This window comes from Bradyrhizobium sp. SBR1B (genome assembly GCF_014198205.1).
Classification (GTDB): domain Bacteria; phylum Pseudomonadota; class Alphaproteobacteria; order Rhizobiales; family Xanthobacteraceae; genus Bradyrhizobium.
In genome coordinates this window covers 1-21,578 of sequence record NZ_JACIHC010000040.1, presented here as the reverse complement: position 1 = coordinate 21,578, position 21,578 = coordinate 1, and the positions used below count along the sequence as shown (strand labels likewise).

At 57.7% G+C, this 21,578-nt stretch carries 13 protein-coding genes, 8 pseudogenes and 1 other annotated feature; of the genes and pseudogenes, 9 read left to right on the top strand and 12 right to left on the bottom strand.

Annotation, left to right across the window (positions count from 1 at the left end; genetic code table 11):
- Positions 1-230: 230 nt before the first annotated feature.
- The 5 genes and pseudogenes from GGD61_RS38890 to GGD61_RS38870 all read right to left on the bottom strand — a co-directional run bounded on the left by GGD61_RS38890 (position 231) and on the right by GGD61_RS38870 (position 5,964).
- Positions 231-1,595 (bottom strand): radical SAM/SPASM domain-containing protein, encoded by a 1,365-nt coding sequence (locus GGD61_RS38890; RefSeq protein WP_183232393.1) that lies wholly within the window; start codon positions 1,593-1,595, stop codon positions 231-233.
- A 16-nt stretch (positions 1,596-1,611) separates the two neighbouring features.
- A complete protein-coding gene (locus GGD61_RS38885) occupies positions 1,612-3,120 on the bottom strand; it encodes a radical SAM/SPASM domain-containing protein (protein WP_183232392.1) in 1,509 nt (502 codons plus the stop codon).
- Positions 3,121-3,219: 99 nt separating this feature from the next.
- Positions 3,220-3,450 (bottom strand): hypothetical protein, encoded by a 231-nt coding sequence (locus GGD61_RS38880; RefSeq protein ID WP_183232396.1) that lies wholly within the window; start codon positions 3,448-3,450, stop codon positions 3,220-3,222.
- Positions 3,451-3,714: 264 nt separating this feature from the next.
- Positions 3,715-5,058: a hypothetical protein gene (locus tag GGD61_RS38875; RefSeq protein WP_246786189.1), complete on the bottom strand. Its 1,344-nt coding sequence runs from the start codon at positions 5,056-5,058 to the stop codon at positions 3,715-3,717.
- A gap of 290 nt (positions 5,059-5,348) precedes the next feature.
- Positions 5,349-5,964 (bottom strand): annotated as a pseudogene (locus GGD61_RS38870) (transposase).
- Positions 5,965-6,108: 144 nt separating this feature from the next.
- On the opposite strand from GGD61_RS38870, the gene GGD61_RS40280 reads away from it, so the two are divergent.
- Both GGD61_RS40280 and GGD61_RS38865 read left to right on the top strand, forming a co-directional pair.
- Positions 6,109-6,306, top strand: a complete 198-nt coding sequence (locus GGD61_RS40280; protein WP_210311346.1) for a hypothetical protein — start codon at positions 6,109-6,111, stop codon at positions 6,304-6,306.
- On the top strand, positions 6,290-6,817 hold the full coding sequence (locus GGD61_RS38865) for a P-loop NTPase fold protein (RefSeq protein WP_210311345.1): 528 nt from the start codon (positions 6,290-6,292) through the stop codon (positions 6,815-6,817). Before GGD61_RS40280 ends, GGD61_RS38865 begins: the two co-directional genes overlap by 17 nt.
- A gap of 425 nt (positions 6,818-7,242) precedes the next feature.
- On the opposite strand, the gene GGD61_RS41815 is transcribed toward GGD61_RS38865, so the two are convergent.
- The 3 genes and pseudogenes from GGD61_RS41815 to GGD61_RS41070 form a co-directional block, all read right to left on the bottom strand.
- On the bottom strand, positions 7,243-7,623 hold the full coding sequence (locus GGD61_RS41815; protein WP_210311347.1) for a CDP-diacylglycerol diphosphatase: 381 nt from the start codon (positions 7,621-7,623) through the stop codon (positions 7,243-7,245).
- Positions 7,624-7,659: 36 nt separating this feature from the next.
- Positions 7,660-8,011 (bottom strand): annotated as a pseudogene (locus tag GGD61_RS41075) (ABC transporter substrate-binding protein); the annotation flags it as partial.
- A pseudogene (locus GGD61_RS41070) lies at positions 7,950-8,168 on the bottom strand (glyoxalase); the annotation flags it as partial. The pseudogenes GGD61_RS41075 and GGD61_RS41070, both read right to left, overlap by 62 nt.
- 627 nt (positions 8,169-8,795) lie before the next feature.
- Here GGD61_RS41070 and GGD61_RS38850 point away from each other — a divergent pair.
- Complete coding sequence (locus GGD61_RS38850) at positions 8,796-9,119, top strand: hypothetical protein (protein ID WP_183232390.1); 324 nt, start codon at positions 8,796-8,798, stop codon at positions 9,117-9,119.
- Positions 9,120-9,289: 170 nt separating this feature from the next.
- Here the strand turns inward: GGD61_RS38850 and GGD61_RS41370 are convergent.
- A pseudogene (locus tag GGD61_RS41370) lies at positions 9,290-9,412 on the bottom strand (acetoacetate decarboxylase family protein); the annotation flags it as partial.
- Between the two features lie 9 nt (positions 9,413-9,421).
- Between GGD61_RS41370 and GGD61_RS38840 the strand changes: the two are divergent.
- A complete protein-coding gene (locus tag GGD61_RS38840; RefSeq protein ID WP_312012844.1) occupies positions 9,422-9,847 on the top strand; it encodes an acetoacetate decarboxylase family protein in 426 nt (141 codons plus the stop codon).
- A gap of 642 nt (positions 9,848-10,489) precedes the next feature.
- Here the strand turns inward: GGD61_RS38840 and GGD61_RS38835 are convergent.
- Positions 10,490-11,822, bottom strand: a pseudogene (locus tag GGD61_RS38835) (IS5 family transposase).
- Positions 11,823-12,042: 220 nt separating this feature from the next.
- Positions 12,043-14,445, bottom strand: coding sequence for a DUF3141 domain-containing protein (locus GGD61_RS38830; protein WP_183232389.1), 2,403 nt, complete (start codon positions 14,443-14,445; stop codon positions 12,043-12,045).
- A gap of 623 nt (positions 14,446-15,068) precedes the next feature.
- On the opposite strand from GGD61_RS38830, the pseudogene GGD61_RS38825 reads away from it, so the two are divergent.
- Positions 15,069-15,332: pseudogene (locus GGD61_RS38825) on the top strand (transposase); the annotation flags it as partial.
- 10 nt (positions 15,333-15,342) lie between these two features.
- Positions 15,343-15,818, top strand: a pseudogene (locus tag GGD61_RS38820) (transposase); the annotation flags it as partial.
- 470 nt (positions 15,819-16,288) lie between these two features.
- Here GGD61_RS38820 and GGD61_RS38815 read toward each other — a convergent pair.
- The gene (locus tag GGD61_RS38815; protein ID WP_183232388.1) at positions 16,289-16,687 is read right to left on the bottom strand and encodes a phasin family protein; all 399 of its coding nucleotides are present in this window, start codon (positions 16,685-16,687) and stop codon (positions 16,289-16,291) included.
- Positions 16,688-19,303: 2,616 nt separating this feature from the next.
- Between GGD61_RS38815 and GGD61_RS38810 the strand changes: the two genes are divergently transcribed.
- The 3 genes and pseudogenes from GGD61_RS38810 to GGD61_RS38800 all read left to right on the top strand — a co-directional run.
- Complete coding sequence (locus GGD61_RS38810) at positions 19,304-19,558, top strand: hypothetical protein (RefSeq protein WP_183232387.1); 255 nt, start codon at positions 19,304-19,306, stop codon at positions 19,556-19,558.
- 173 nt (positions 19,559-19,731) lie between these two features.
- The gene (locus GGD61_RS38805) at positions 19,732-20,217 is read left to right on the top strand and encodes a hypothetical protein (protein ID WP_183232386.1); all 486 of its coding nucleotides are present in this window, start codon (positions 19,732-19,734) and stop codon (positions 20,215-20,217) included.
- A gap of 375 nt (positions 20,218-20,592) precedes the next feature.
- Positions 20,593-21,338, top strand: a pseudogene (locus GGD61_RS38800) (IS3 family transposase); the annotation flags it as partial.
- Positions 20,877-20,993, top strand: a sequence feature (AL1L pseudoknot). Its footprint overlaps the pseudogene before it by 117 nt.
- Positions 21,339-21,578 lie beyond the last annotated feature (240 nt).

The following is a 21,578-nucleotide window of genomic DNA, read 5'->3' as shown; positions in this document are numbered from 1 at the left end:
AGAGCTTGGAGAGACCGCGCGGCCAGTGGGGAGTAGTGTGCCAATGAGGACCGTTCGACATGCCAGCCGTTTAGGCGACTAAGAACCGATCGTCATTTGTTTTCGGTTGTGCCGAAATTGGCTACACTCCCATGCAAGAAGACATTCGCTGCGATCATTGCGAAGAAGAGTCCTCGCCGGGCGAGTTGGTTATTCTTAATCCGCCACCTGAAAAACCAGCGTTCAAACATCTAGGCCTGCGCGTGGGTCTTGAGCCGCCGCTCATGAAACCGGTGATAAAACGTGATCTTATCGACGAGTGCCTCGCGCATGCTGCAGGCCACCACGCGATGCCCCCCGGCGTGGTGCTTGGGGCACGAGCCCAAGCACGCTGGCATCATGCAGCAGCCACTGCACTCTTCGCTGTGAAAGGGATTGAAGCGCCTATATGGCATCTCGGCGGTTGTCACGTCCCGCATTGTTCTATCGATATCGTCCGTCAGAATGCGCGCGAATGTCGAGTGGGAAGTGCCCACAGCGGGGATGCACTTGCCGAGGTTGCCGTGTGGATCAATCGTGAACGAATTGCGCACAACCGCGGTGCAAGGATAGCGCTTGGGCCGCGGCATGCCGTACACCATGTAGCCCTCCGACTCTAGGAAGCGACGGAACGTCAGCTCCTCCTTGGCGAACTCTGCGTTGGTGAAACAGTCGTGCGGGACGCAATCCAGCAGACCTCGGCTGGTGTTGATGAAACCGAGACGGAAATCGATGCGGTGATCGACCACGCCGTGGCTTTTGAAGAAGCGGACGACATATTCGGCCTCTTCGATGTTTTCCCGATCCACGTTGATGCGGATCGTGAGGGACCCGGTGGCCTCGACGATGTCCGGCAAGTGCTCGGCCAAGAACCGGTAATGGGCCGCCGCCGCCGCCATCGGGACTTGGCGCCGCGCAGAATAGGTCTCGGGCATGCCATCGAGGGAAATCTGCAGCGCCTTGATACCGAGCTCGGGCAGGGCGACCACCCTTTCCGGCGTCAACAGGACGCCATTGGTCAGCATCTCCGCATAGTAGTCGATCCCGACGTCGGCGCAGATCGCCTTGAATGCGCGCGTCATCGAGGTGATCGAGGCATAGGCGATCAGTGGCTCGCCGCCGAACCACTGGACGACCAGTTGACGGCTGTTGGCCAGCTTGCGACGGACGAACTCGATAGTCGCCTGCTGCATCTCTTCCGACATGACCTTCGTCTTGGGCGTATTGCGTTGAAAGCAGTAGCTGCAGTGCTGGTTGCAAGACATCGTCGGCGCGATGGTCACAAACAGGCGTGATTCGTCGGCCTTGCTGTGACGCAGCCGCTCCTCCTCTTCTCCAAACTCGTCCAGTTCGGCCGGCACCACGAAGCCAAGCGTCGTGAGACATCTCACAAGCTCGCGATCCGGGGTGGCGTCCTCGTGCTCCAGGCTGTCGAGACACCTTTGGACGATGGTCCAGCCGGTCTTATCCAATTCAAGCGTCTGGCCGTTCCTCGCGTTGAACAGGAGAGTCGTGTCATCAGACTCACGGAGGGGGATGTTGAAGCTCGACGGTTTCCACTTCCGCGTAGCAGTCATGCTCGTGGCGCTCCCCTTAGCTGAGCCGCACGCCTGGCTTGTCGTTGAAAGGACACAACGGCGGCGTGGTGTGAACGGATCCATAAGAGAAATAGGCGTCCCGGTAACAGCGGCCCTTCTCCCACATGCAGGTGTCGAAGGAAGGACAGCTCTCGCAACGGGACCCGGCGAACCGCTCGCGGCTAGGATGGATAAAGTTGAGCAATCGGGAGCCCGTCCAGATTTCGCGCAACGATTGGTGACGGGCGTCGCCGACCAGGAACGGCTCCTCGTAGGCCATCTGCTCGCAGAGGAAGGCGCCGCCGTCGGGACCGATGCCGAGCGCGTGCCACCCTCCGCCACAGCCGATCCGCTGGCTCCAGATCTGCCGCTTGCGCTGCGGCGACAGCTCTCCAGCAGACGTTGGGGCCCTCGATAGATTTTCGTTTATCCTAATGTCCGGATACTTGGCTCGGATTGCCTCAAACTCGCGAGCAAGCGTTGCGTGATGTGCCCCGGTAACGAAGAGATCGTCACTGTGGCGGTGGAACGAGCGCGCATAGCGCACGAAGCTGAAAGTTCGAGCGCCACAAGGGTAGAAGAAATCAACGATCTTCTTTGGTTGATTTACATTTAATCCAGTAATAACTGCCTTGATGATGGGCTGTATGCCGAAAGCCATGAAGCTCTCGAAGGTTCGAGCCGTTAGTTGCGTGCGGGGTTTCTTGACGTTCAGCACGCGCATATTCACATCCTCGTCGGCGGCATCGAAGCTAAGCTGCACGGGCCGCTCGATTATACCGTTTATCTTCTCCTTGAAACCGGCGTCGACTAACCGCGCGACCGCGTCGCGGTCCAGACACGCTTTCGTCGACAGGAGGAACAGCATCTTGTGCTCGACCAGGAGATTGAGAAAGTCGATCCCGTCCCGCCGCACGAAGGTGTCACCGTTGTCAGGTGAGCACATGCGCACCCCCATAGCGGCAGCCTCCTCGATCAGTTCGCGCCAACGTTCAACACGCATTTCCTTACCCGCTTTAATGCGTCGGTCGGCGTAGCAATAAAGGCAGTCGGTTTGACAGCGATGGGTGAAGACCGTGTAGAGGTTGATCGGTGCCTTAAGACGAAATCGAGTCTTCACCCCATGCATCACACGCGAATATGCCTGCGGATCGATGACGAAGCTGCGCGGGTCGAAGCGGATCGCCTCGGTAATCGGGGCATGGGCAATCTCCAGAATGCCGTTAGCACCGATGCCCACGGGGGATACGCTTGCGCGCACCAAAGCGTCGATACTGGAGAGCGTCTCGACGAGGATCCCAGCCGCGGCCTTTGGGAATAGGCGATGGAAGAAGAACTCAATCTCCCAAAATCGCGAGACTCCGTCCAGTAGTGACAGGGCGAACCCCTGGACCGGAGTTAGGAAATGGATGTGCGTATTGATGTAGTCGAGGGGGTAGAGAATCGGCCGATTCCCATCTTGTGTGAAGATGAAGTCCCGGCGCACTGCGACAAATTGATCTGGCTCAATGGATAGCTTTGTCATAGCACTCCTCTCTCGCACCCTCGGGGGAGCTGACCGGAGTCTGGCGGGGCACCATCTGGATGCGATTGCACCCGGATGGCCCCACCCCATTGGCTCGGCCTACCAGCAGATCATGCAGGGACAGACGGTGCAGCTATCGCAGCCTGCCGCGAGTACGGGCTCGTCAAACGCCCGCGCCCCTTGACCAGGGACGAGATCAACTTTGAGACCTTTCTTCTTGATCAGGGTCTGCATCTCCTGGATCAACTTTTCCGACTCGTACTGCTTAAGCAGCGTCCCGAGTTCGGCGTCTCCGCCCTTGACAACCCCGCGCTCTTCGATCGTCTTCATTTCTACTCTCCATCAGAATATTCCACTCCGCGCAATAACTTTACTCACCCTTAGATTGAGAGTCTTTGATGCAGATCAACCTGTCTTCCAACCATCTCTGCTTACAGGCGCGCGAGCTGCCGCGGGCGCGAGCGGACTAGCTGTGGAGCCCGACGGAACTACGGTGGTGCGTTTGGAGCGAATTATCGGAAGCGGCGGAGTCGTCAGTGCCTCACATGCTCGAAGATATCCGCTCGGCTGGAACAAGCGCACGAAATCGCTTCCTTATTGTGGCTGCCCACGCTCCTCTGCGGGGGCGGGGGGAGGAGAGTCCAGGAGCGACGCCGTGTCGCGTGCCTGTAGCCCATGCAGAAAGAAGGCTCGGCGAACGGCACGCTGGTACTCCTGATCTAGTTCCAGTCGATGGCCACCTCGAACCAATAGGAAAAAAGCCCTAGAATAGGCCAGCGCGATGGCTTTACCTATTGCCGGAGAGAAGACTACATCGTCCTTTCCCGCGATTACCAAAACCTCCCCCCGATAACGACCCCGATCCAAGTGCAGATTCGGCAAGGGCGCATGCTGATGCAGGAAATTCCTCAGGACTTCCCTGGACCAGAGATAGAGCGGGATGTCATAGCCATATAAGGACGCTGCATGCTGTAGATCGCTTCCAAGTAGCTCGTACATCCGCACTTTGGCGGCATCAGCGGCAGGCAGGCTTAGCAGAGTGCGGCGGAGCGCCCAGCTCAGGCTCGGGCGCAGCTGATACCAAGCATACGGCAACGGGTTGTGGCTCAGCTCTCCGTGAATGATCTTATGAAGCGTGGCCAAGCCCGACTGTCCTTGTCGCCCGAGTTGAAAAACCATATAAGCCAAGCTTGCTCGCGTGCCATTCTCAAGCCGTGCAATCTCCGACAGGGAGGCTGCGGCTTCCGGATCGAGCTCAACGAAATTGCGGGCGTAGGTCCATCCGTGCTGACGGGCCAAGTCCGGCGCTCCCGTGGCGGCCAGCAACGTCCGGGTCACGTGTTCTCCATATCGGTGTAGATACTGCTGCGCAAGCACGCCCGCGCCTGAGGCTCCGAAAACCATGATGCGCCCGTCTGAGGGCAGCAGTTTCGCTGCCACCATGTCCTGCCTTACGCATTCGATATCCTCGACGCGCTGCCAGGAGCCATAAAGGTTCATTGCGCGGCGCAGATCCAGCTTCCCGTTTGGATAGACCTCGGGGAAAAGCGTGGGGCTATGGCCGCGGTGGCCGATCAGCACATAGGATACCCCGGGAAGCTGCTCATCAAAGAAGGACAAATCCATTTCCGGGCCTACCAATTCCATCTGTCCGTCCGTCAGAAAAAAAACAACAGGACCTTTGGGATTGAAGTTAGGGCTGAGCACATAGAACGCGCGAAAGCGTCCGCTGCTTCCATCGGTATAATCCACCGGAAGATTAAGATATCGATGATGCGCATCCGGCGGCATGCCTGGGTAGTGCGCATCGAGCGCAAGCCGCGCATCCGGTGGCTCTTGTGCCGCATGCCATCGTCTACAGCCCCATATCGCGCCTACTGCACCAAAAATCGAAAGTATGACCAGTAGGGACCAAATCCTTCGACGCGAATTTCTCATGATGGAAAGTCGCCTTGGCCAGGGCTGCGTGGTATTAGGATCGAGAATACTACTCGATTCTCGAGCCCACCTAACGATTTCAACGGTGGAAATCAAACTGCTTCTTCATGGGCTCCACGTGTGGGTAGTTCGTCGGTGAAGCAGGAGTGGGCGACGCTGTCCTTGTCGAAGCCAGAGGGCTGACGGCATTCGGTCAGGCACATGCTGCGGGGCAAATGATCGGGTCGTCACCAGAGCCGCGGGTACCGTCCAGAATCTTTCACACTTTTGATCAGGCGACGGCTCCGGTTTCAGAGAGTTGTGGCTGATAGAGCGGTCTCATGTTCATATTTGGTCGACCACGCCGTTCCGGCAATGTGCCGCAGCCGGGCCGCCGCTAAGTTGAGACAGGATTGACCGTCGGGGAAGGCGCCGACGACACGGGTTCGTCGCCGGATCTCCTTTATGATGCGCTCGAGCGGATTGTTCGAAAGGTATAGCAGGCGAGCGTCTCGTGAACCGCCTGCTCGACGAGATGAGCAGCTTTGGCCATACGGCTGGCCCGCAGATCCGCGATGACGGTCCTGGCTTTCTCGTCGGCCGCGGCGCGGCTCTCCTGGGCATGAATGGCCTTGAGCATGTGGCTGACCTCGCGGACCCGGGTCGACGGCACGTGGCTGAAGACATTGCGATAAAATGCACCATGCAGCATTGATAGTGGGCCTCCGGCAGAGAATCCGCAACGCTTTCGACAAGACCTCGGCACGCATCGGAAACCACCAGCTGCACGCCCCTGAGACCGCGATCGACGAGATGCCGCAGAAACGATGACCAGCCGGATTTGTCCTCCTTGGCGTCCTCACAGATGCCGAGGATCTCACGGAACCCCTCGGCATTGACCACCGAGGCCACCAGTAAATCTAGCATCCTGAAGATGGTGCAGACCGGCTTGTCGAGTGCGGGCAAGTCGCGTGTCTGTGGTTCAACGGCTGGGCGTTTCAGGGCTTTGACGACGCCAAGACCGTCCTGATCGAAGCGACGATTACCGAATTGGTGCGTCAGCGGTCAAGCATGGGCAAGGTCAAGGAGCTTGGCAAGAAACTGCTGAAGCGGATCGATTGGCTGAAGATCGCCAAGAAAGGCGGCGGAGTCGCTTTTAATTTCGCTACGGGATTGCCTTCACCCGATCAGATCCGTCCCTTCCACAATTCAGTCGACAATCACCGGTCTCGGCTCGGTCTCGCCCGATCAGTTGAAAAGCGGCCTTGAGGAGGCCGCAACGTATTTGAAACCGGACGACGGAAACGAAGAGAAGAACGTCCCGGAAGCAATTCACGAGTTCCGCGAAGAATTCCGCGAATTGCTCGATGAGGCGAAGATCGAACAGCTTGTCGTCATGATCGACGACCTTGATCGGTGCTTACCATCGACCGCAATCGAAACGCTGGAAGCAGCGATCCGGCTCTTTCTTTTTGTGCCCAAGACCGCGTTCATCATCGGCGCGGATGAAGGCATGATCGAATACGCAGTTCGTCAGCACTTTCCAGACTTGCCGGTTTCATCGGGGCCGCTGCCCTACGCGCGGAATTACCTGGAGAAGCTGATCCAGGTGCCGTTCCGGATCCCGGCGCTCGGAACACAGGAAACACGGACCTACGTAACGTTGCTTCTCGTTGAAAGCATTGTTGGCCACGACCATGCGGGTTTCAAAGAACTTCTCGTCAAAGCAAAGGCAGCACTGAACAAGCCGTGGCTTACCTACGTGAAATCCGCAAGTTAATTTCCTACATGCCCAGCTGTCAGAACCCGATAGACAAGTCACAGTTTGCGCTCATTGAAAATGAACCATCCCCCCAGCGTCCCGTCGCGATTCCGCTGCATCATGAGGAATCACGACCATATGCTTTGCCGCCCCGCGGATCGGAGCCGCGCCGATGCCGAGCTCATTCAGTGGTGGGCGAACGGCGGCGAACACACGCTGGATGCCTACGGCATGGACGACCCCTCCGATCTTCCAGCGGAGCACCTCGCGTGGATGAGAGCGTTGCCTCTTCAAGTTCGCGACGAGCACAGGTTGTTCGTTCATGCCGGAGTAAGACGCGGCGTTGCCTTGGAGGCCCAGTCCAAGAAGCCCGAGCCTGCAACCCAGCGAAATCCCAGGAGCTCCCCCTAGTTTGCGAGTTTGAGAAGTGCCGCAGTCGCGAGCTACCCGTGCCTCGACTGATAAGGTTTCGTATGCAACCTTATCAGTTGTCGGACTGCCTCCGTATGGATCGCTCTGCTTCGTATCAACAGCCTGGCTTTTCCCATCCACCAGCCACGAATCCCGAATTCAGGGCTACACTCGGCAATTTGACACCTCAGATCCTGCAGGTCCTCACTGTGCCCACCCCTCCCCGAGTCCGTGCTGTCCGCGAGAAGAAATTCCATTACACCCGCCGACGCCGGCCTAGCGACCATCGCGAGGAAGTACTTGTCTATGTTCGCCTTGGCTCCTGGGACTTCTTCCGCAAGCAACTGAAAGGGATTGACATCTGACAAGTCGGCGAACGGAAAGCGCCTGATCCAATAATGTCGCTCCTGCAGATTGTATTTTGCATAGATCCGCGCCTCGACTTGTTAGCTTGGCTGCCATCCCATTGTCCATGAATAGTTCTTCGGATCGTTCCACTTGGCGGCGCCTGTCGACACGAACAGCTGCGGCACCTTTTTGGCATTCAGGTACTTCTGGATCGCCGTGTTGCGTGGCGTTCCCAATGGATCGAAAATCAGCAGCCCTCGTCGCTCTCAACCAGCTTACCGGCCTGCTCCACTGTCTTCGGCCGACTATGGGTTAGGTATCATCAGAGGAGATGAATTCGATCTGCCGGCCGTTGATGCCGCCTTCGAATGCGAAAACTGATTGAAATGGTCGCTCGAGCATGGCTTCGCACAATCCTACCGTGCGAGAACCGTAGGAAGCTACGGGTGAAGACGCCTGCGCTCTCCGGAGAGAGATATACGCGGTTCTCGGAAATTGACTCGAGCGCCGCATAGGAATGCTTTGTCGTGTGTCAGTTGAGTTGCATGTTCACGCCAACCGGCCACTGGATCACCGCGTCGCGTCCAATGGGATCGTCCGGAAACGTCGCCGCGTGGGTCAGGTGATCCAAATTGATGAGGCTCGGATTCCAGATCACCTGGGCGAGATGGTCATGGCATTCCCATCGTTCATTCAAAGCTCCTTCATTCTAGAAGAAGCCGTCATCGACGAGATGCCGCAGAAACGATGACCAGCCGGATTTGTCCTCCTTGGCGGGCTCTCCTCGCTGGACCAAACGAGAAGACGAACTGCTCTCGAGAGGACTACAGTGCATCGCAATGAGTAGTGGCAAACAATCCTGAAAGTGCCAAAGACTCTGTAAGATATCAGCTTGGGAAGCGAGCTGGTCAGCTTTGCCAATCCGAGGAGGCTGGCTACCGAAGTTGGTGGCGCGTGGTAGGGACAGCGCTTCCTGAGACGCGAGCGGTCTAGAGGATCAGGAGTTTGGATGGCCCTTGCTGCTGGCGCTCGGGTCACCTTCGTGCTGGCGCGCTCACACCGAAGCACCGCATGATCTACATCTATGGTGGTGCAGGCCATGAGGTTATTGAATGGTTAGGGAGCCTACAAGCTTTGGCAGGCGCCTAACTCAACAAGCTTAGGTATCCTGGCTAAATCTCGGTCGCGCATCTCGGCGGAATGCCGGGACATCGGTGTCATATAATGGAGATTACAGATGGCCTCCAAAAAACTCGTCAATCAAAGCGGCCTGACGCTTACGGTGTTGCTCATCACGCGCGTCGGCTCGGACCCGAACCAGTCCGGACCGATCGTCGCGGCAGCGCTACCGCCAGGCGGCAGGCAGACGGTTGAGTACGGTAATCCGCAGAACCCTTTCCTCAACGGGCTCGTGACTTCTTCGTCTTCCGATGGCGCGTTTTCGAACGGCTCGCAGATCGTGACGACTCGCGGCAGCAGCTGGGATAATGTGCTGAACACACACGACACGCTGACCTTCAGCGGAGCGGGTGGCCTGAACGTGGTGGGCTCCAATACATGAACGCAGCCCACGGCGCTGCTGCTCCCGGCGGCATCCGGACCTGGCCGCTCCTGGACGACAAGGCGGATCCTGGCGGCGTCGTAGGCCAGGACTACATATCGGCCGCTTCGGCATCGCTCCGGACAGCGAATACGCCGCGGACGCTCCGTCTGCCGCTCAGCGTTCCGCAAGTGTGCCAGCTTTTTTGGAGCACCGAGAACCTCTCGTCCCGAGGCGAGCGCCGCATCATTCGTTGTCACGTAAATGTAAGGAATGTAAAAGCCGGTCTCACCGCCGGGATCACGAACGTGAATTCCTGAAGCATCACTCTGATTAGAGAAGGTGGCCTAATTCAGGGTACGCTCGAGCGTCCAGCTGGCAAGCGTCTGCTGACCCTTACCGCTCAACCGGACCAGCGCATGAGCCCGAGTTCGCAACAGATGTTTCCTGCGCGGACGTATTTCTACTCGGTTCGGCATCTGCCCCCCATCAATGAGCGCGGGAAGGGCGCAGTCACGCAGCTCGTCAAATGGTGCACCGAGCGATCGTGGCGACCCGACGAACTTGGCGAAGAAGTTCGCTTTACTGGGCCCATCTCCCTAACTTACGACTCCCCCTCGATTATCGATCCCGTGCACAATTTGCCACTTGGCGAACCCGTGCTCGGCACATACGAGGAGTATGACGCCAAACTCGAGGCCATTGACATCCTCTCGGAAACCGCAACTCCAAGTAACAGTGATCGATAGAGTTCTGCGGCGGGCTCTCGGCGTGCCCACCGATGGGCCGTTACAGCGACGCAAGCTCGGGTCCTAATTCGCTGCATTGAAACAAGCAAGGGAAGAGAAGGCTGCCGAGCGCGCCCGTGGCGGGAAGACTTCTAGGCGTCGACCCAAGGGAGAATGTCCGCCGTCCATCGCCATGACACCCAAGACCATCAACGCCGTCTACGCCAACCGTTATGAAAGAACCGTTGCTTTTTTTCTACCTATGCCGCGCTGGTGTCCCTCCACGGCTGCCGCACAGCATGGAAAAGGCTGCGGCCTTTGGCATGGCGGCGTAAGCAGTAATGGCTAAGAAACTCTATTGCATCGACACAAGGGCTCTGCCTCGTAGGAGCGGTGCAAGCCGAAGCGGTTTTCGAAGCTACGTTGAAACCTCTGAAGCACTTGCCTGTCGGTAAGCTGACGAAGAAGCTATCGCCAGATGACGACTAAGCGTAAGACCGTCGTCTAATAGCGGGATTTGCAAGCGCCTTTTTGGTGCGGAGGTTGTTTGCCGGGAGCATGGTCGTCTACGCGGTCGACATTGGTCGCCGCATCCTGGGGCTTCGCGGGACGATCCTTCCCAATGTATGTCGTCGCTCGTGAAGAACCGTCGCAGTGCTGGGCTCAAGCGATATTTGGTGCTGGGACGGTGTCGAAGGATGCTCGGATGATGGCACGCAAGAGCTCTGCGAGCCATCGCAGGAGCAGGCCGAAGTTGTAGCCGGCAGCGGCGAGGACAGCGTTGATGCGGTCGCCGAGGCGTCCCTTGAAATAGTTGCGGTCCATGCGGTGCTCGGCCTTGAGGTGGCCGATGACGCGCTCGACAGCCGCGCGACGCTTCATTTCGCGACGGATGGTAGCTGTGACGCGGCGGACCTGACCCGAGATCCAGACTCTGAACCTATGCGGGTGATTGTGGCCGCGATACCCTTTGTCGACGTGTTTACGGCGAGCCTCCACGCCGATGAGCTTCTCCATATCGGCGATCCCGGGGCCGAGCGTGTGCCCATCGAAGGGATTGCCGTGAAGGGCCTTGGCGTGGAGCACGAACTAGCCGCCCTTCGGAGACGTCACAGGGGTGGCGATGCTGACCTTGCAGCCGAACTCGTAGGGCGCGGGCCTTACCCTTGCGGATGCACTCGACCTCCGGGGCGTGCAACGCATAAACCTTTGGACCGCGCTGATGCTGATCCTGGCTCCGCACCTGCTGCGCTAAACCGAGCAACGGACCGAAGCGAGCTTCCAGCCCCGGCATCACCTTCAATCTTGCGGCGGAAGTCGCGGATGATCCGGCCAAGCCGTGTCCGCAGGAACTTGAGCTGCCGCCGGGCACGTTTGAACTGGTGGGCGTGGGTATAGCAGCCAACCATGATGGCGGCGCGCTTGGCCAGGCGCAGATAGCTCTGGCGCAGCGGCACACGGTTGCGCCTGGCGAGGTAACCAGCTTGATGATTGCTCGATGCATCAGCCGCGCGTCGGTCGGATGCGCAACCGCCTTCGGCTGCACCGTGGTATCGACGACCACCCGTTCCAGGTCCTTTGCACCGATGGCGCCGGCATTGTGAGCCACCGACAGACTTTCCTGGATCAGCGCGACAAGTTGCTCCTCGCCGAGCCGCTGCCGCCAGCGTGTCATCGACGATCGGGCGAACGGCAACCCGTGGCGGAAGCTCAATTCGCCGCAGAAGTGCTGGTAATAGGGGTTCTCGATCCAGCGAGCGCACAGCGCTTCATCCGACAGGTTGTGCATGTGCTTCAGAATGAACAGGCCCGCGACCAGCCGTGTCGGCAAGCCCGGCTGCCCTGACCCTGCCTGGCACACGGAACTGAAGCGCTCGGTCAGGACCGTCCAGTCGATCAGCGCTGCCAACCGCACCAGCGGATGCCCCATGTCGATGATCTGATCAAGCGCCGGAAGCAACAGGTCTTTGTGGCGATCATCCCGCGGCTTGCTCATCGCATTCCCCAATGTCGACGACGCCGTCAGGGAATCACGAATCGCCCAAAAGCAAAACCTAAAACGCGAGAAAGCGAGGTCCAACACCCCGCTTTCCTGCAAAATCGAATATTACATCAAGACCAATTCTGCTTATTTATCAGGTCAATCCGCATTCTTCACGGACGATTAGTTACGCGCAAGCTGACGGTCATCCTCGCGCCATTCATCGGCCCTTTACTCAGCCGCCGTTTCCGCCCAACGGATTTTCAGTAACATTGCCAGTGATTGGAGGCTGCTCAAGCACCTGAGCAAACCGCAATAGGAGGTCTATCGTGCTCGGCGACATTTCCGCAATACGACCGGGAACATAGCATGCGACCAGGTAAGCGCGTCGCCGCTCTTCGGAATCTCCAAGCAGCAGCGGCAGCGTATTGATAGCTTGCTCCCGTTCCAAGGTCGCGATGATAGTCTGCTGGCGCGTGATTGACGTCAGACGTTCAGAGCGTACAGAGCGGAAAGGCTCGTTCTGCGTCAGGACGCGTGACCAGCGATCTAAACGGTCGCGACGAATAGCGCCGCGATCGCTCACAAGCAGCGCCATCATGCGGATGACGGCCTCGATGAATCCCCCGGTCGCGATCATTTTAAGCGCAGCCTGAACGTCCGGACGCAACCGCAATTCCTCGAGCGTCATTTGCCTCGGAACCACCTCTCGGCGACTACCAAAGTAGCGCTGCAGGGGACTGTTCCACACGCTGTGAAACATCAACTCATACACCATGTCGCGCAGCTCGCGCCAGAAGATGATCGCCTGAGCGATATGCTGCACATACAGCGCTTCCGCGAACAGGAAGGGATTATCCACTCTGGCCGTTGCTCTAGACTGACGAACCTGCGGGCTAATGACCTTGAAGCCAGACAGCAATGGATTTCGCGAAGAGATGAGCGACCGGGACAGGCGTTCAGGGTGAACGCTTCGACCAGCTTCGGCTGTGAAGGTCGTTACGGCAGCTCGGACAAAGGGGCGCACGATGGTGTGATAAATCTGCGCGTGAAGTTCAGATGTACGGTCGACCGCCTCAAAAGGAAACTCGTCGCGATAGTTATCGTTTAATGCATAGATGTCCTTGAAGTGCCGCTCGACTAGTTCAACGTTGAAGCTCTTTCTTCCATCATGTTCCTCAACATCCTTGACGCGCATTTCGTAGAGCCCAGGCATCAACGCTTCGATTGACTCAAGTGTGGTTGCAACTTGCCTGAACTCTCTATTGACAACTCTGGAAGAGACGAAGATGCCGAGATGCCCGATGTCATCGTGCACCATATAGACAATGCGTTGACCGCGAGCGCGTATTTCCTCCTCGCTGTCATACATGTCTGTGATCCAATTCAGAGCCTGCTGGGGCGGCGTAACGTTGTCGCCATGGCTGGCAAACAGGACGATCGGTGCCCGGATCTGCTTGAGATCAACGTGCTGACGCTCCGATCCGAGATAGGCCTTGTTTTTGCCGAGCCGGTTGCCGATGAACAGGTTTTCCAGAATCCAGCAGATCTCGTTTTCGTGCAGCAGGCAGAAACTGCTCCACCACTTCTCCGTGGCAAGGAAGCTTTCGCGCTCCTTGTCCACGTCGCGGAAAAGCCCGGCGTATTTTAGAAACTGGCGCTCGGGATTGAGCAGCTGGAAATTGTGTATGAGATGCGCCCCATCAAACATGCCCTTGCCAAGGTCGCATAGAAGCATCGGAATCCAGACTCCGCCGAATATGCCAGCAACGTAGCGGAAAGTACTGTCGCCGAGGTTTCCCGACACAGCCGTTACCGGCGATCCATTGATGACAATAGGTCCTGTCAAGTCAGGGTTCGTTGCGGCCATAACGAGAGTCGCCCAGCCCGCTTGGCAGTTGCCTACAACGACCGGAAGAGGGGCGCGTGGATGCCGGCGCGCAACTTCTCGAACGAAAGCCGCTTCGGCGTAGGCAACATAGGAAAGGTGTTGGTTCTGTTCCGGCTTCCGGCGGAAGTCGACGAGATAAACAGGATGACCTTCGCGCAACGCGACACCGACCTGACTATCTGGCGCGTGGACGCCGACACCCGCAGTGTGCCCTGCACGCGGAGGGATAATCACAAATGGCCGCGCGCGGGCGTTGTCCACGGCAACATCTTGGGTCGGTATGATTCGTAGCAATCGATAGTTGGATTTTACGGGAAGGTCCCGTCCATCCATGATCGTTTCGTATTCGTAGAAAAGAACGGTTGGACAGCCTGCCGCCTCATGTTCAAGGAAGAGGTCACCGCTTTCTCGTAGCAGATCAATTACCAATATCGCGCGCTCGCTGGCATCGCGGATGTATTCGCGCCAGCAAGCGCCAAGCTGTCCATCCTCGCGAAGGCGCCGTAGATCTTTGGTCAGACGTTCGCCGCTTGCCAAGAGTTCGGGCAGGCGCATAAAGATCGTTTCGCAGCTGCGCTTGCACCGCACTGTCCACGCCATTTGTAGAATGTTAGTGGTCCTGGCACCTGGCTCTATCATGCAATCAGCTTGGGCTAAAAATGGGCCGCGGGAGAGCGCCTGCTCGAGCTCTTCACTTTGCGCTTCCATTGACTCGGTTGGGTTGGAGCGTTTAAACGAACTAGACATGGCCTTACCTCCTCTGTTCTAGAGTAGACGACGCCCCGTAATGCTAATTCATCGCCCTGCTGCCGGATTGCCGATCGATCTCGTATTTAATCCGGTGAACTGCCCGCTACCGGGTCAAGTTGTGACCCAACAAACCGTAGCTTGTAGGACGTTCTGCCAAACGGGGGACTTGCCGCCACGTTCCCATCTCTCTGTCTATGCAAAGCTGGTGCCAGGCACGGGGTCAATGGAGAGACAAAGAAAGCAAAGCAACTTCCGTCGCTTCGTTCCACTGCACATCTTTGTCCGATAGAAGCCAAGGCTGCCAGCGACCGGACACCGCGGCTCGCCTTTGTTAGACAGTCGACGTCTTGACGCTCCCTGCTCCGCCTTTGCACAACCTTGCGGATCGTGGCGTCTAGCCGATACCGTGCGAGAATAAAGCTGGTAGCGGGACGAAGCAGCATCCAAACGTGCTGCATCGCTGAGGGCACCCTCGACCGAAACCTATTCAAGAACACATTATCCGCGGGCCGCGCTACAAAGATAGTTCTTTGCTCACTTCCGACTTTGGATTGGTTGACCTTGCCCCTCGGGCTTAATCCAGTTTGAAGTTCGTTCTGGCCCACGGCAAGGACCAGAGCATGAAGCGCAGCCGCTTTACGGAAGAACAGATCATCGGGATTTTGAAGGAACATGAGGCCGGCGTGTCGGTCGCCGATCTTTGCCGCAAGCATGGCGTCAGCGACGCCAGCATCTACAAATGGAAGGCCAAGTTCGGTGGGCTGGAGGTGTCGGAGGCCAAGCGGCTGAAGACGCTGGAGGACGAGAACACGCGGCTGAAACGGTTGCTGGCCGACTCCATGCTGGACAATGCGGCGTTGAAGGACCTCTTGAAAAAGTATGTATGGTCCGCCCCGTGGCTTCCGAGGCTCGCTCCGCGTCATCAGCGAATGGGCGACGCGCAGACGACGGGCTGAAAAGGCCGACGCACAGAACCTTCAGCGGATTCCGTCGGCCAGAACGATCGCGCGCCTCATGACAATCGGGCGGGATTTGCTCACGAAAGCGGAGACCCTCACGGTGGCGGCGATCGAAGCTGGCGTACCGAACCTGGTCGAGGCGCGCGAAATTATCGCCGAATTCCACTTGATGATCCGGCGCAAGGCCGAGGCGGGCCTCACCCTTGGATCGACCGGGCTCGCGCTAGTCTTGTCTCCTCCTTCGCGAGCGGCGTCGTGAAGGATGAAGCGGCGGTTCGAGCGGCAATCACGTCGCCCTGGTCGAACGGACAAACCGAAGGACAGATCACTCGCCTCAAGCTCGTCAGACGTCAAATATACGGTCGCGGCAAAATCGATTTGCTGCAGGCCAGACTGATAGGTGCTGAATGAGTAAGCTGCACCAAAATTGCGTCAGAGCCAATATTGCAGGCCGAATGACACGAGTGGGTCTTTTGACCAACCTCCCATCCCCTGGGGATGAAGTGTGCTACCTTCGAGACCTTGGAAAAGATTTGCTCCGCTGTCTCACCATCCTGCGCTCGCCAGGTTGATTTGACCTTGTCGATAAGCGGATTGTCGCTGGTACGAACACCATCGCTCTTACCGGCCAGCCCACCCGGCAAAATGAACCATACGCCAGGCCGACACAGAGGCCAAGTCCGAGGCAAAACCAAAGCACGCGCCTATCGATCATTTTTGCTTCCCCGAGCAGGTGGTTCCTATATCCATTGTTGTTCGGGGTCGGCGGCGACTTATGGAGCATGGCGACAATTCCTACGAGACCGGTCGGGATTCAGTTCGGGATTGGAGTCCGGAGGGAATAGCGCGCCGTCGGCCCTATTTCACGCGTGGCCGATTGTTTAACTTACCGCAAGCCGATGGACGTGTTTCAAACGATCCAATATCTTTGAGCCTTCGCTGAACGATTTCGACCAAGATTGCTCCGCAAAATCCAGGTGGCACTTCAGAAGCTCAGACGGGGTTTTCGAGTCTGCAAGAGCTTTCAGAAAAGCAGCCTGGTCGTGCAGAGAGGAGGCAACCAATTTTAATGTGTCATTCAGTGACGCGGCGAAGAAGTGCCTTGTCGCTTCAAGTGATTTTTCCCATTCCGGAAACGTAAATGAAACGCGCGATGCGGCTGCGGCCTTTTCTCCAAGATGATCAGTCGCGCCGCCTGCTCCAGGGGGTGACGCCTCGGCCAGTTCGAGCCCACGTGTTCGCCGTTCGCGTTTCTCGTCTTCGTGTATAGTCGCGGTCATCCGATATCTCCCGGAAAGGATTTCTACGTGCTGAGTGGCTCGCCGCTCAGTTTCAATCAGCAAGCTTCAGAGGGTACCACCACCTTCAACATAGTCATACCTGCCTTATCTGGTAGCGCTCGATCGGGAGAGAGAAGCAGACATCCGTTAGAGCCGCCCCGCTCAAGGAGCAGCGTGAAGTTCACTCAACGATCTTGGATGCATTGAAGGATATGATCAGGCCATGTGTAGGGTGAACTTGGCTACTTGATCCGTGCATAGGCGACCAACGCGACCAGCCCAGGCTTGCACAAAATGTCTGACACGCCATTAAGCTATCACACTGTCCAGGCATGCATCGAGCCGAGGCGCTCACGAGCGGGCTGTCGACGCGAGCGTGAAGTTGCCTGCAGCCTCGCATGGAATGCAATATCGACCGAACCAGCCGACGGAAACGCTCGGCGACTGCGATGTGGCGTGACCTGCCACTGAGTATTTCCTCCAGAAGGAGTTAGAGTCCGCCCGAAATCGACGTGTTGGCACATGCTAGACCGGTGATTGGCGCGAGGTTTGGAAGGTCATTGCGAACATCGACGCAGAACTGGAGCGACGCGCTTACGATAGTCACTGACAGAGCGGCATCTGAGATAGTGCCGGCAAGGCAGAACTAACCGGTGCCTCGATGAGGCGACCTGAGCGGAACAATCGGAACGCCACTACTTGGAATAACCTTCAAGCCAATACACGTGCTGGCGGAGCTCCAACTCCGTACAGCCTCGTTTGTTAGACAAGTCACAGCCAGTTCATTCCAGGATCTCACAACACGTTCCCAACTCTCTTTCCGAGCCGGGAGAAGCGCGAGCATCCTTTGCGCCTTGCGCGAAGCCGCGAACTTCCCGTTGCGCTTCGCTTCTTTAAGAATATTGCAAACTAGCTCCTCAGTTGGGTTGGTCATTCTATCATCGACAAAGCTACCGAAGCATGTTCGAAAGGATAAGGCACGGTCTGCGGCGATGTATGATAGTAGGCCCGGCTCGTTCAGCCATCGATGAAGAGCTTCGAGCTGGTCCGATCCGCGTAGCGTGAGAGCATCAGCCCGCTCAAATATACAGAATGCCGCGAAGCCAGCGACCTCAAGATGCATGTCCAACTCTAGCGATTCCAGCCAATTGGCAATTGCTTTAGCGGAGACATTGCCCTGCTCTCCATACTGCCATTTGTGATTAAGCCGGCGACTGGAATAAGGTCAGCTCGAGAGCGACTCAACCCCGGAGAACACGAGCAGTCAACTACAAGAATCTGCAGGTGGCGCAAATCAGAACCGTCCGCTCAAAGCGCTTCTTGAAGCAGGAGAGAAGCAATCGCAGTGGTGCGCGGCACGTCGGGTCTCACCGCGACGGGCAGCGTGGAAACATCCGCAATGTGCTGAAACGGGTCTGTTGGGAAGACTGCGCTCATCTTTCCGCGAGGATCGTGCAAAACTGCGGCTGCCGAGCTGCTTCAGCGTCATAGGGCTTCCGTTCGCTTAAACCATTTCCTCGGTAAGCCAATGTAGTAGCCGCGCCTGCGAAGCTCTGCCTCCATCTATTGAGTGTTTTGCAAATAGATTTCACGGGTGCGCCCACATCAACAAGCTCGCGCAGCAGTTCGTCTTCTCGTTTGGTCCAACGCCGAGAGCCGCTACTCAACTTCAATTCAACCTCGTAGCTGCGACTTCAGGTGTTCTGGAGAAGATTGCTATCCGCCCAGACCGTGGCCTTCTAAGGTGCTTGCCTGCCCCAGTCATCGCATCGGCCACAAAGAGAAATGGCAGGCGAACCGTTCGCTGGAAAGCTATACGTTGGCATAGCCGAAGCTCCCGGGGGCCTCTGCCAGTGAGATTTTGGCGCCATTAGAATTCACCCGGCACGGCGGACGACCTGAGATGGCCATGCAGCGGGAATTTCCCGTTAGTCCGGATCCCCCGGAAGAGCGGCCGGCCGCAAGGAATTCTGTCGGCAGCTACACCAGGAGTTCGAACTGCGAGCCATCAGCTCTCGCCGCGATGGCCTATTGCTGGAGTTTGTTCGCCACGCGGCGTGTTGCGGCATGATCATCGCGTTCGGACTGTCCAGCTTACGACATGCATGTCTTAAAGCCGACCCGCACGTGCGGCCACCGGCGCGCTGAAAGCAGGCATGCGAGGAGCTTCGCATCAAACGACCGAACCTCGCGTTTTCAACCGGCAGCCTGATGAATTTTTGTTGGTACTCCGACGCTTTGACCAGCGTCGGCTTCGTTAGCAGTTGGCATGCCTCCTTCGCCGTAATCAACAACTAGTCCTGGTAGGTGAGCACGCGCTTGCTGTTACAACTCGCGAAGTTAAGTGCATTTTTGAAGCTCATTTGCTTCGCACGAGGTCGTGTCCCTGGCGCAGCTAATTGTTTGGGCAACCGCCAATCCTAGTAGGCGCCGCATGCCCCTCTTGGCGCTACAAACCTTGGCTAGACCGGATAAGCCGAGCTGCTAGGAATTCCAGATCTATGCCATGGCTTGACGAGGAAAGGCAATTTTCCGACGAGAGCTGCCGTGTATTGACCCGTCACGTCATTCGACCGAAGCATTTCGTCCTCGGGTTGACCAGGCGAACGGAGCCTGATGCCTCTGCAATTCCATCGCGCTTCCGAAGACCTGGAAATATGGAGTGCGAGCAGCGACGGCTATTCGTTCGTGATCAGCTTCCAGAGCCCGACCGGTCGTGGCTTCCGCGGAAGGTTGGGCTACGTCGCCTCGTGGCGTCCGCTTGACCAGAGCCGTGGCTCGATCAGGATTCTCGGCGCACCGCTCCAAAGCTTCGCCGAGGCCGAGAATGCGTGCAACAGCATACTGAATTACCTTCGAGACGTGAACTGATTCCCACTCGCTGAGAATAACGCCTTGCCAAAAGCCACCGTCGCGAGCACCGCCCAGGATACTCGATCGAATCTCACCGCTCACTCATTATGTAAAGGCGTTGAAGCATATGCTGGCAGTCGATGCAGACGAAGTTGATCTTTAGGAAACGGCATTTGGATCAGGGGTGCGCAATGAGAAGCGGGCAGCTTGACGATGAGTACGACCGCGAGGAAGCCGAGGCGATTGCCGCGGCCCTTGACCTCACGCCCGACGAACTAAACGAGATCGAGTATACGATAAATGAGATCGCCAACGACGATGGGCTGGTTTACGCATACGGCGTAGAAATCAAAGAAGGAGCCCCGCAGCACATCCTCGACCGGCTTGCGGGACTGCCCAGGCGGGGCAACTTAGTGCTGATCCATCTGGCCGGAGATGCCCACGACGCAGATCAAGAGCAAATGGAAATAGAGATGGCCAGGACCACCGTTTACAAAGTGAAGCTCTACAACATCGCGACGGATGAAGTGGTTATCTCTCGACGCATGGCAACCTACGAGGGGGCAGCCAAGATGGGAGGGTGGACGGTTGAAGGCACGGGCCATGTAGTTGACCTAGCTGACCTAGAGCCCGGAGAGGAATGGACACCTCGCGATTTCGATCCGAGCACGATATGACGGTGCTCACAACTGAGCATCCGCCCGACTCCCGAAGCACTTTTTCCCCGGAACGCGGCTGGTAGCGGTGTCCTCGGACGGATGCTCGCGTTTGCTATTCGCGGCACGCGTAGGCATGCCAGCGAGCCCGATCACGTTGAGCTGTACCATCGGAAGCGGAATCGGGTAGGCGCACACCAGCTCAGAAGCCAGTCCCCAGTTTAGGCTGACATCCGTCAACCTTACAAACGCTCCCGAGCGTAATTCGTTACTATCATACGGCGAGGGCAATTTGGTTCTCCAGGTTCATCCCAGAAGCGCCAAACCCACTAAGCAATGTTCGCAGTGAACCGCCCCGGGTTTGCCGGAGGCTCCAACTCCTGAGAGGATGGAGCCATGACAAGCAAGACGACGAATAAGTTTTCCCCCGAGGTCCGGGCCCGTGCGGTTCGGATGGTTCTGGATCACGCCGGCGAGCACCCGTCGCGCTGGGCGGCGGTGACCTCGATTGCGGCCAAGATCGGCTGCACGCCGCAGACGCTGCATGACTGGGTCAAGAAGGCCGAGGTCGACAGCCGGCAGCGGGCCGGCGTCCCGACCGACTTGGCCGAGAAGCTGAAGGCGCTCGAGCGGGAGAACCGTGAGCTTCGGCAGGCCAACGAGATCCTGCGCAAGGCAAGCGCTTATTTTGCGCTGGCGGAGCTCGACCGCCGGTCCAAGCCATGATCGCCTTCATCGACGATCACCGTGGGACGCATGGGGTCGAGCCGATCTGCAAGGTCTTGCCGATCGCCCCGTCGACTTACCACGCCCATGTGGCCAAGCGGCGCGATCCGGCCAGGCTGTCGGCACGCGCCAGGCAGGATGCCACCCTGAAGATCGAGGTTCGGCGGGTGTTCGATCAGAACTTCTCCGTCTACGGCGCGCGCAAGGTCTGGCGCAAGCTCAAGCGGGAAGGCTTTGATGTTGCCCGTTGCACAGTATCGCGCCTGATGCGGGATATGGGTTTGCAAGGGGTGATCCGCGGCAAACCGGTCAAGACCACGATCAGCGACAAGGCCGCGCCATGCCCGCTGGATCACGTCAACCGCCAGTTCAAGGCGCCAAGGCCGAACGCTCTCTGGCTCTCCGACTTCACCTATGGTGCGCCTCGCCCCTCAGTTGGGGAAGCGTATGACTGGAATGCAAAAGAGAAAGGAGGACTGAAAAAAAATGACTTGTTCCCTGCTGTGAGGGGACATGAGCCCAAGCGGCGGTGACCTGTCGTCAACTGGCAGGGTGACGTAGCCCGCAGGTAAAGGGGATTGAGGCGAAGCCGTTAAGCCGAGATGGTCCCCGAGGCTGAAGTATTGGAAGGTTGAGGAACACGAACCGGTTCACCC

Excerpts from the sequence above, each read along its gene's own strand:
- GGD61_RS38890 (WP_183232393.1), bottom strand. The coding sequence starts at position 1,595 with ATGACTGCTACGCGGAAGTGGAAACCGTCGAGCTTCAACATCCCCCTC.
- GGD61_RS38885 (WP_183232392.1), bottom strand. The coding sequence starts at position 3,120 with ATGACAAAGCTATCCATTGAGCCAGATCAATTTGTCGCAGTGCGCCGG.
- GGD61_RS38880 (WP_183232396.1), bottom strand. The coding sequence starts at position 3,450 with ATGAAGACGATCGAAGAGCGCGGGGTTGTCAAGGGCGGAGACGCCGAA.
- GGD61_RS38875 (WP_246786189.1), bottom strand. The coding sequence starts at position 5,058 with ATGAGAAATTCGCGTCGAAGGATTTGGTCCCTACTGGTCATACTTTCG.
- GGD61_RS40280 (WP_210311346.1), top strand. The coding sequence starts at position 6,109 with ATGGGCAAGGTCAAGGAGCTTGGCAAGAAACTGCTGAAGCGGATCGAT.
- GGD61_RS38850 (WP_183232390.1), top strand. The coding sequence starts at position 8,796 with ATGGCCTCCAAAAAACTCGTCAATCAAAGCGGCCTGACGCTTACGGTG.
- GGD61_RS38830 (WP_183232389.1), bottom strand. The coding sequence starts at position 14,445 with ATGTCTAGTTCGTTTAAACGCTCCAACCCAACCGAGTCAATGGAAGCG.
- GGD61_RS38815 (WP_183232388.1), bottom strand. The coding sequence starts at position 16,687 with ATGACCGCGACTATACACGAAGACGAGAAACGCGAACGGCGAACACGT.
- GGD61_RS38810 (WP_183232387.1), top strand. The coding sequence starts at position 19,304 with ATGCCTCTGCAATTCCATCGCGCTTCCGAAGACCTGGAAATATGGAGT.
- GGD61_RS38805 (WP_183232386.1), top strand. The coding sequence starts at position 19,732 with ATGAGAAGCGGGCAGCTTGACGATGAGTACGACCGCGAGGAAGCCGAG.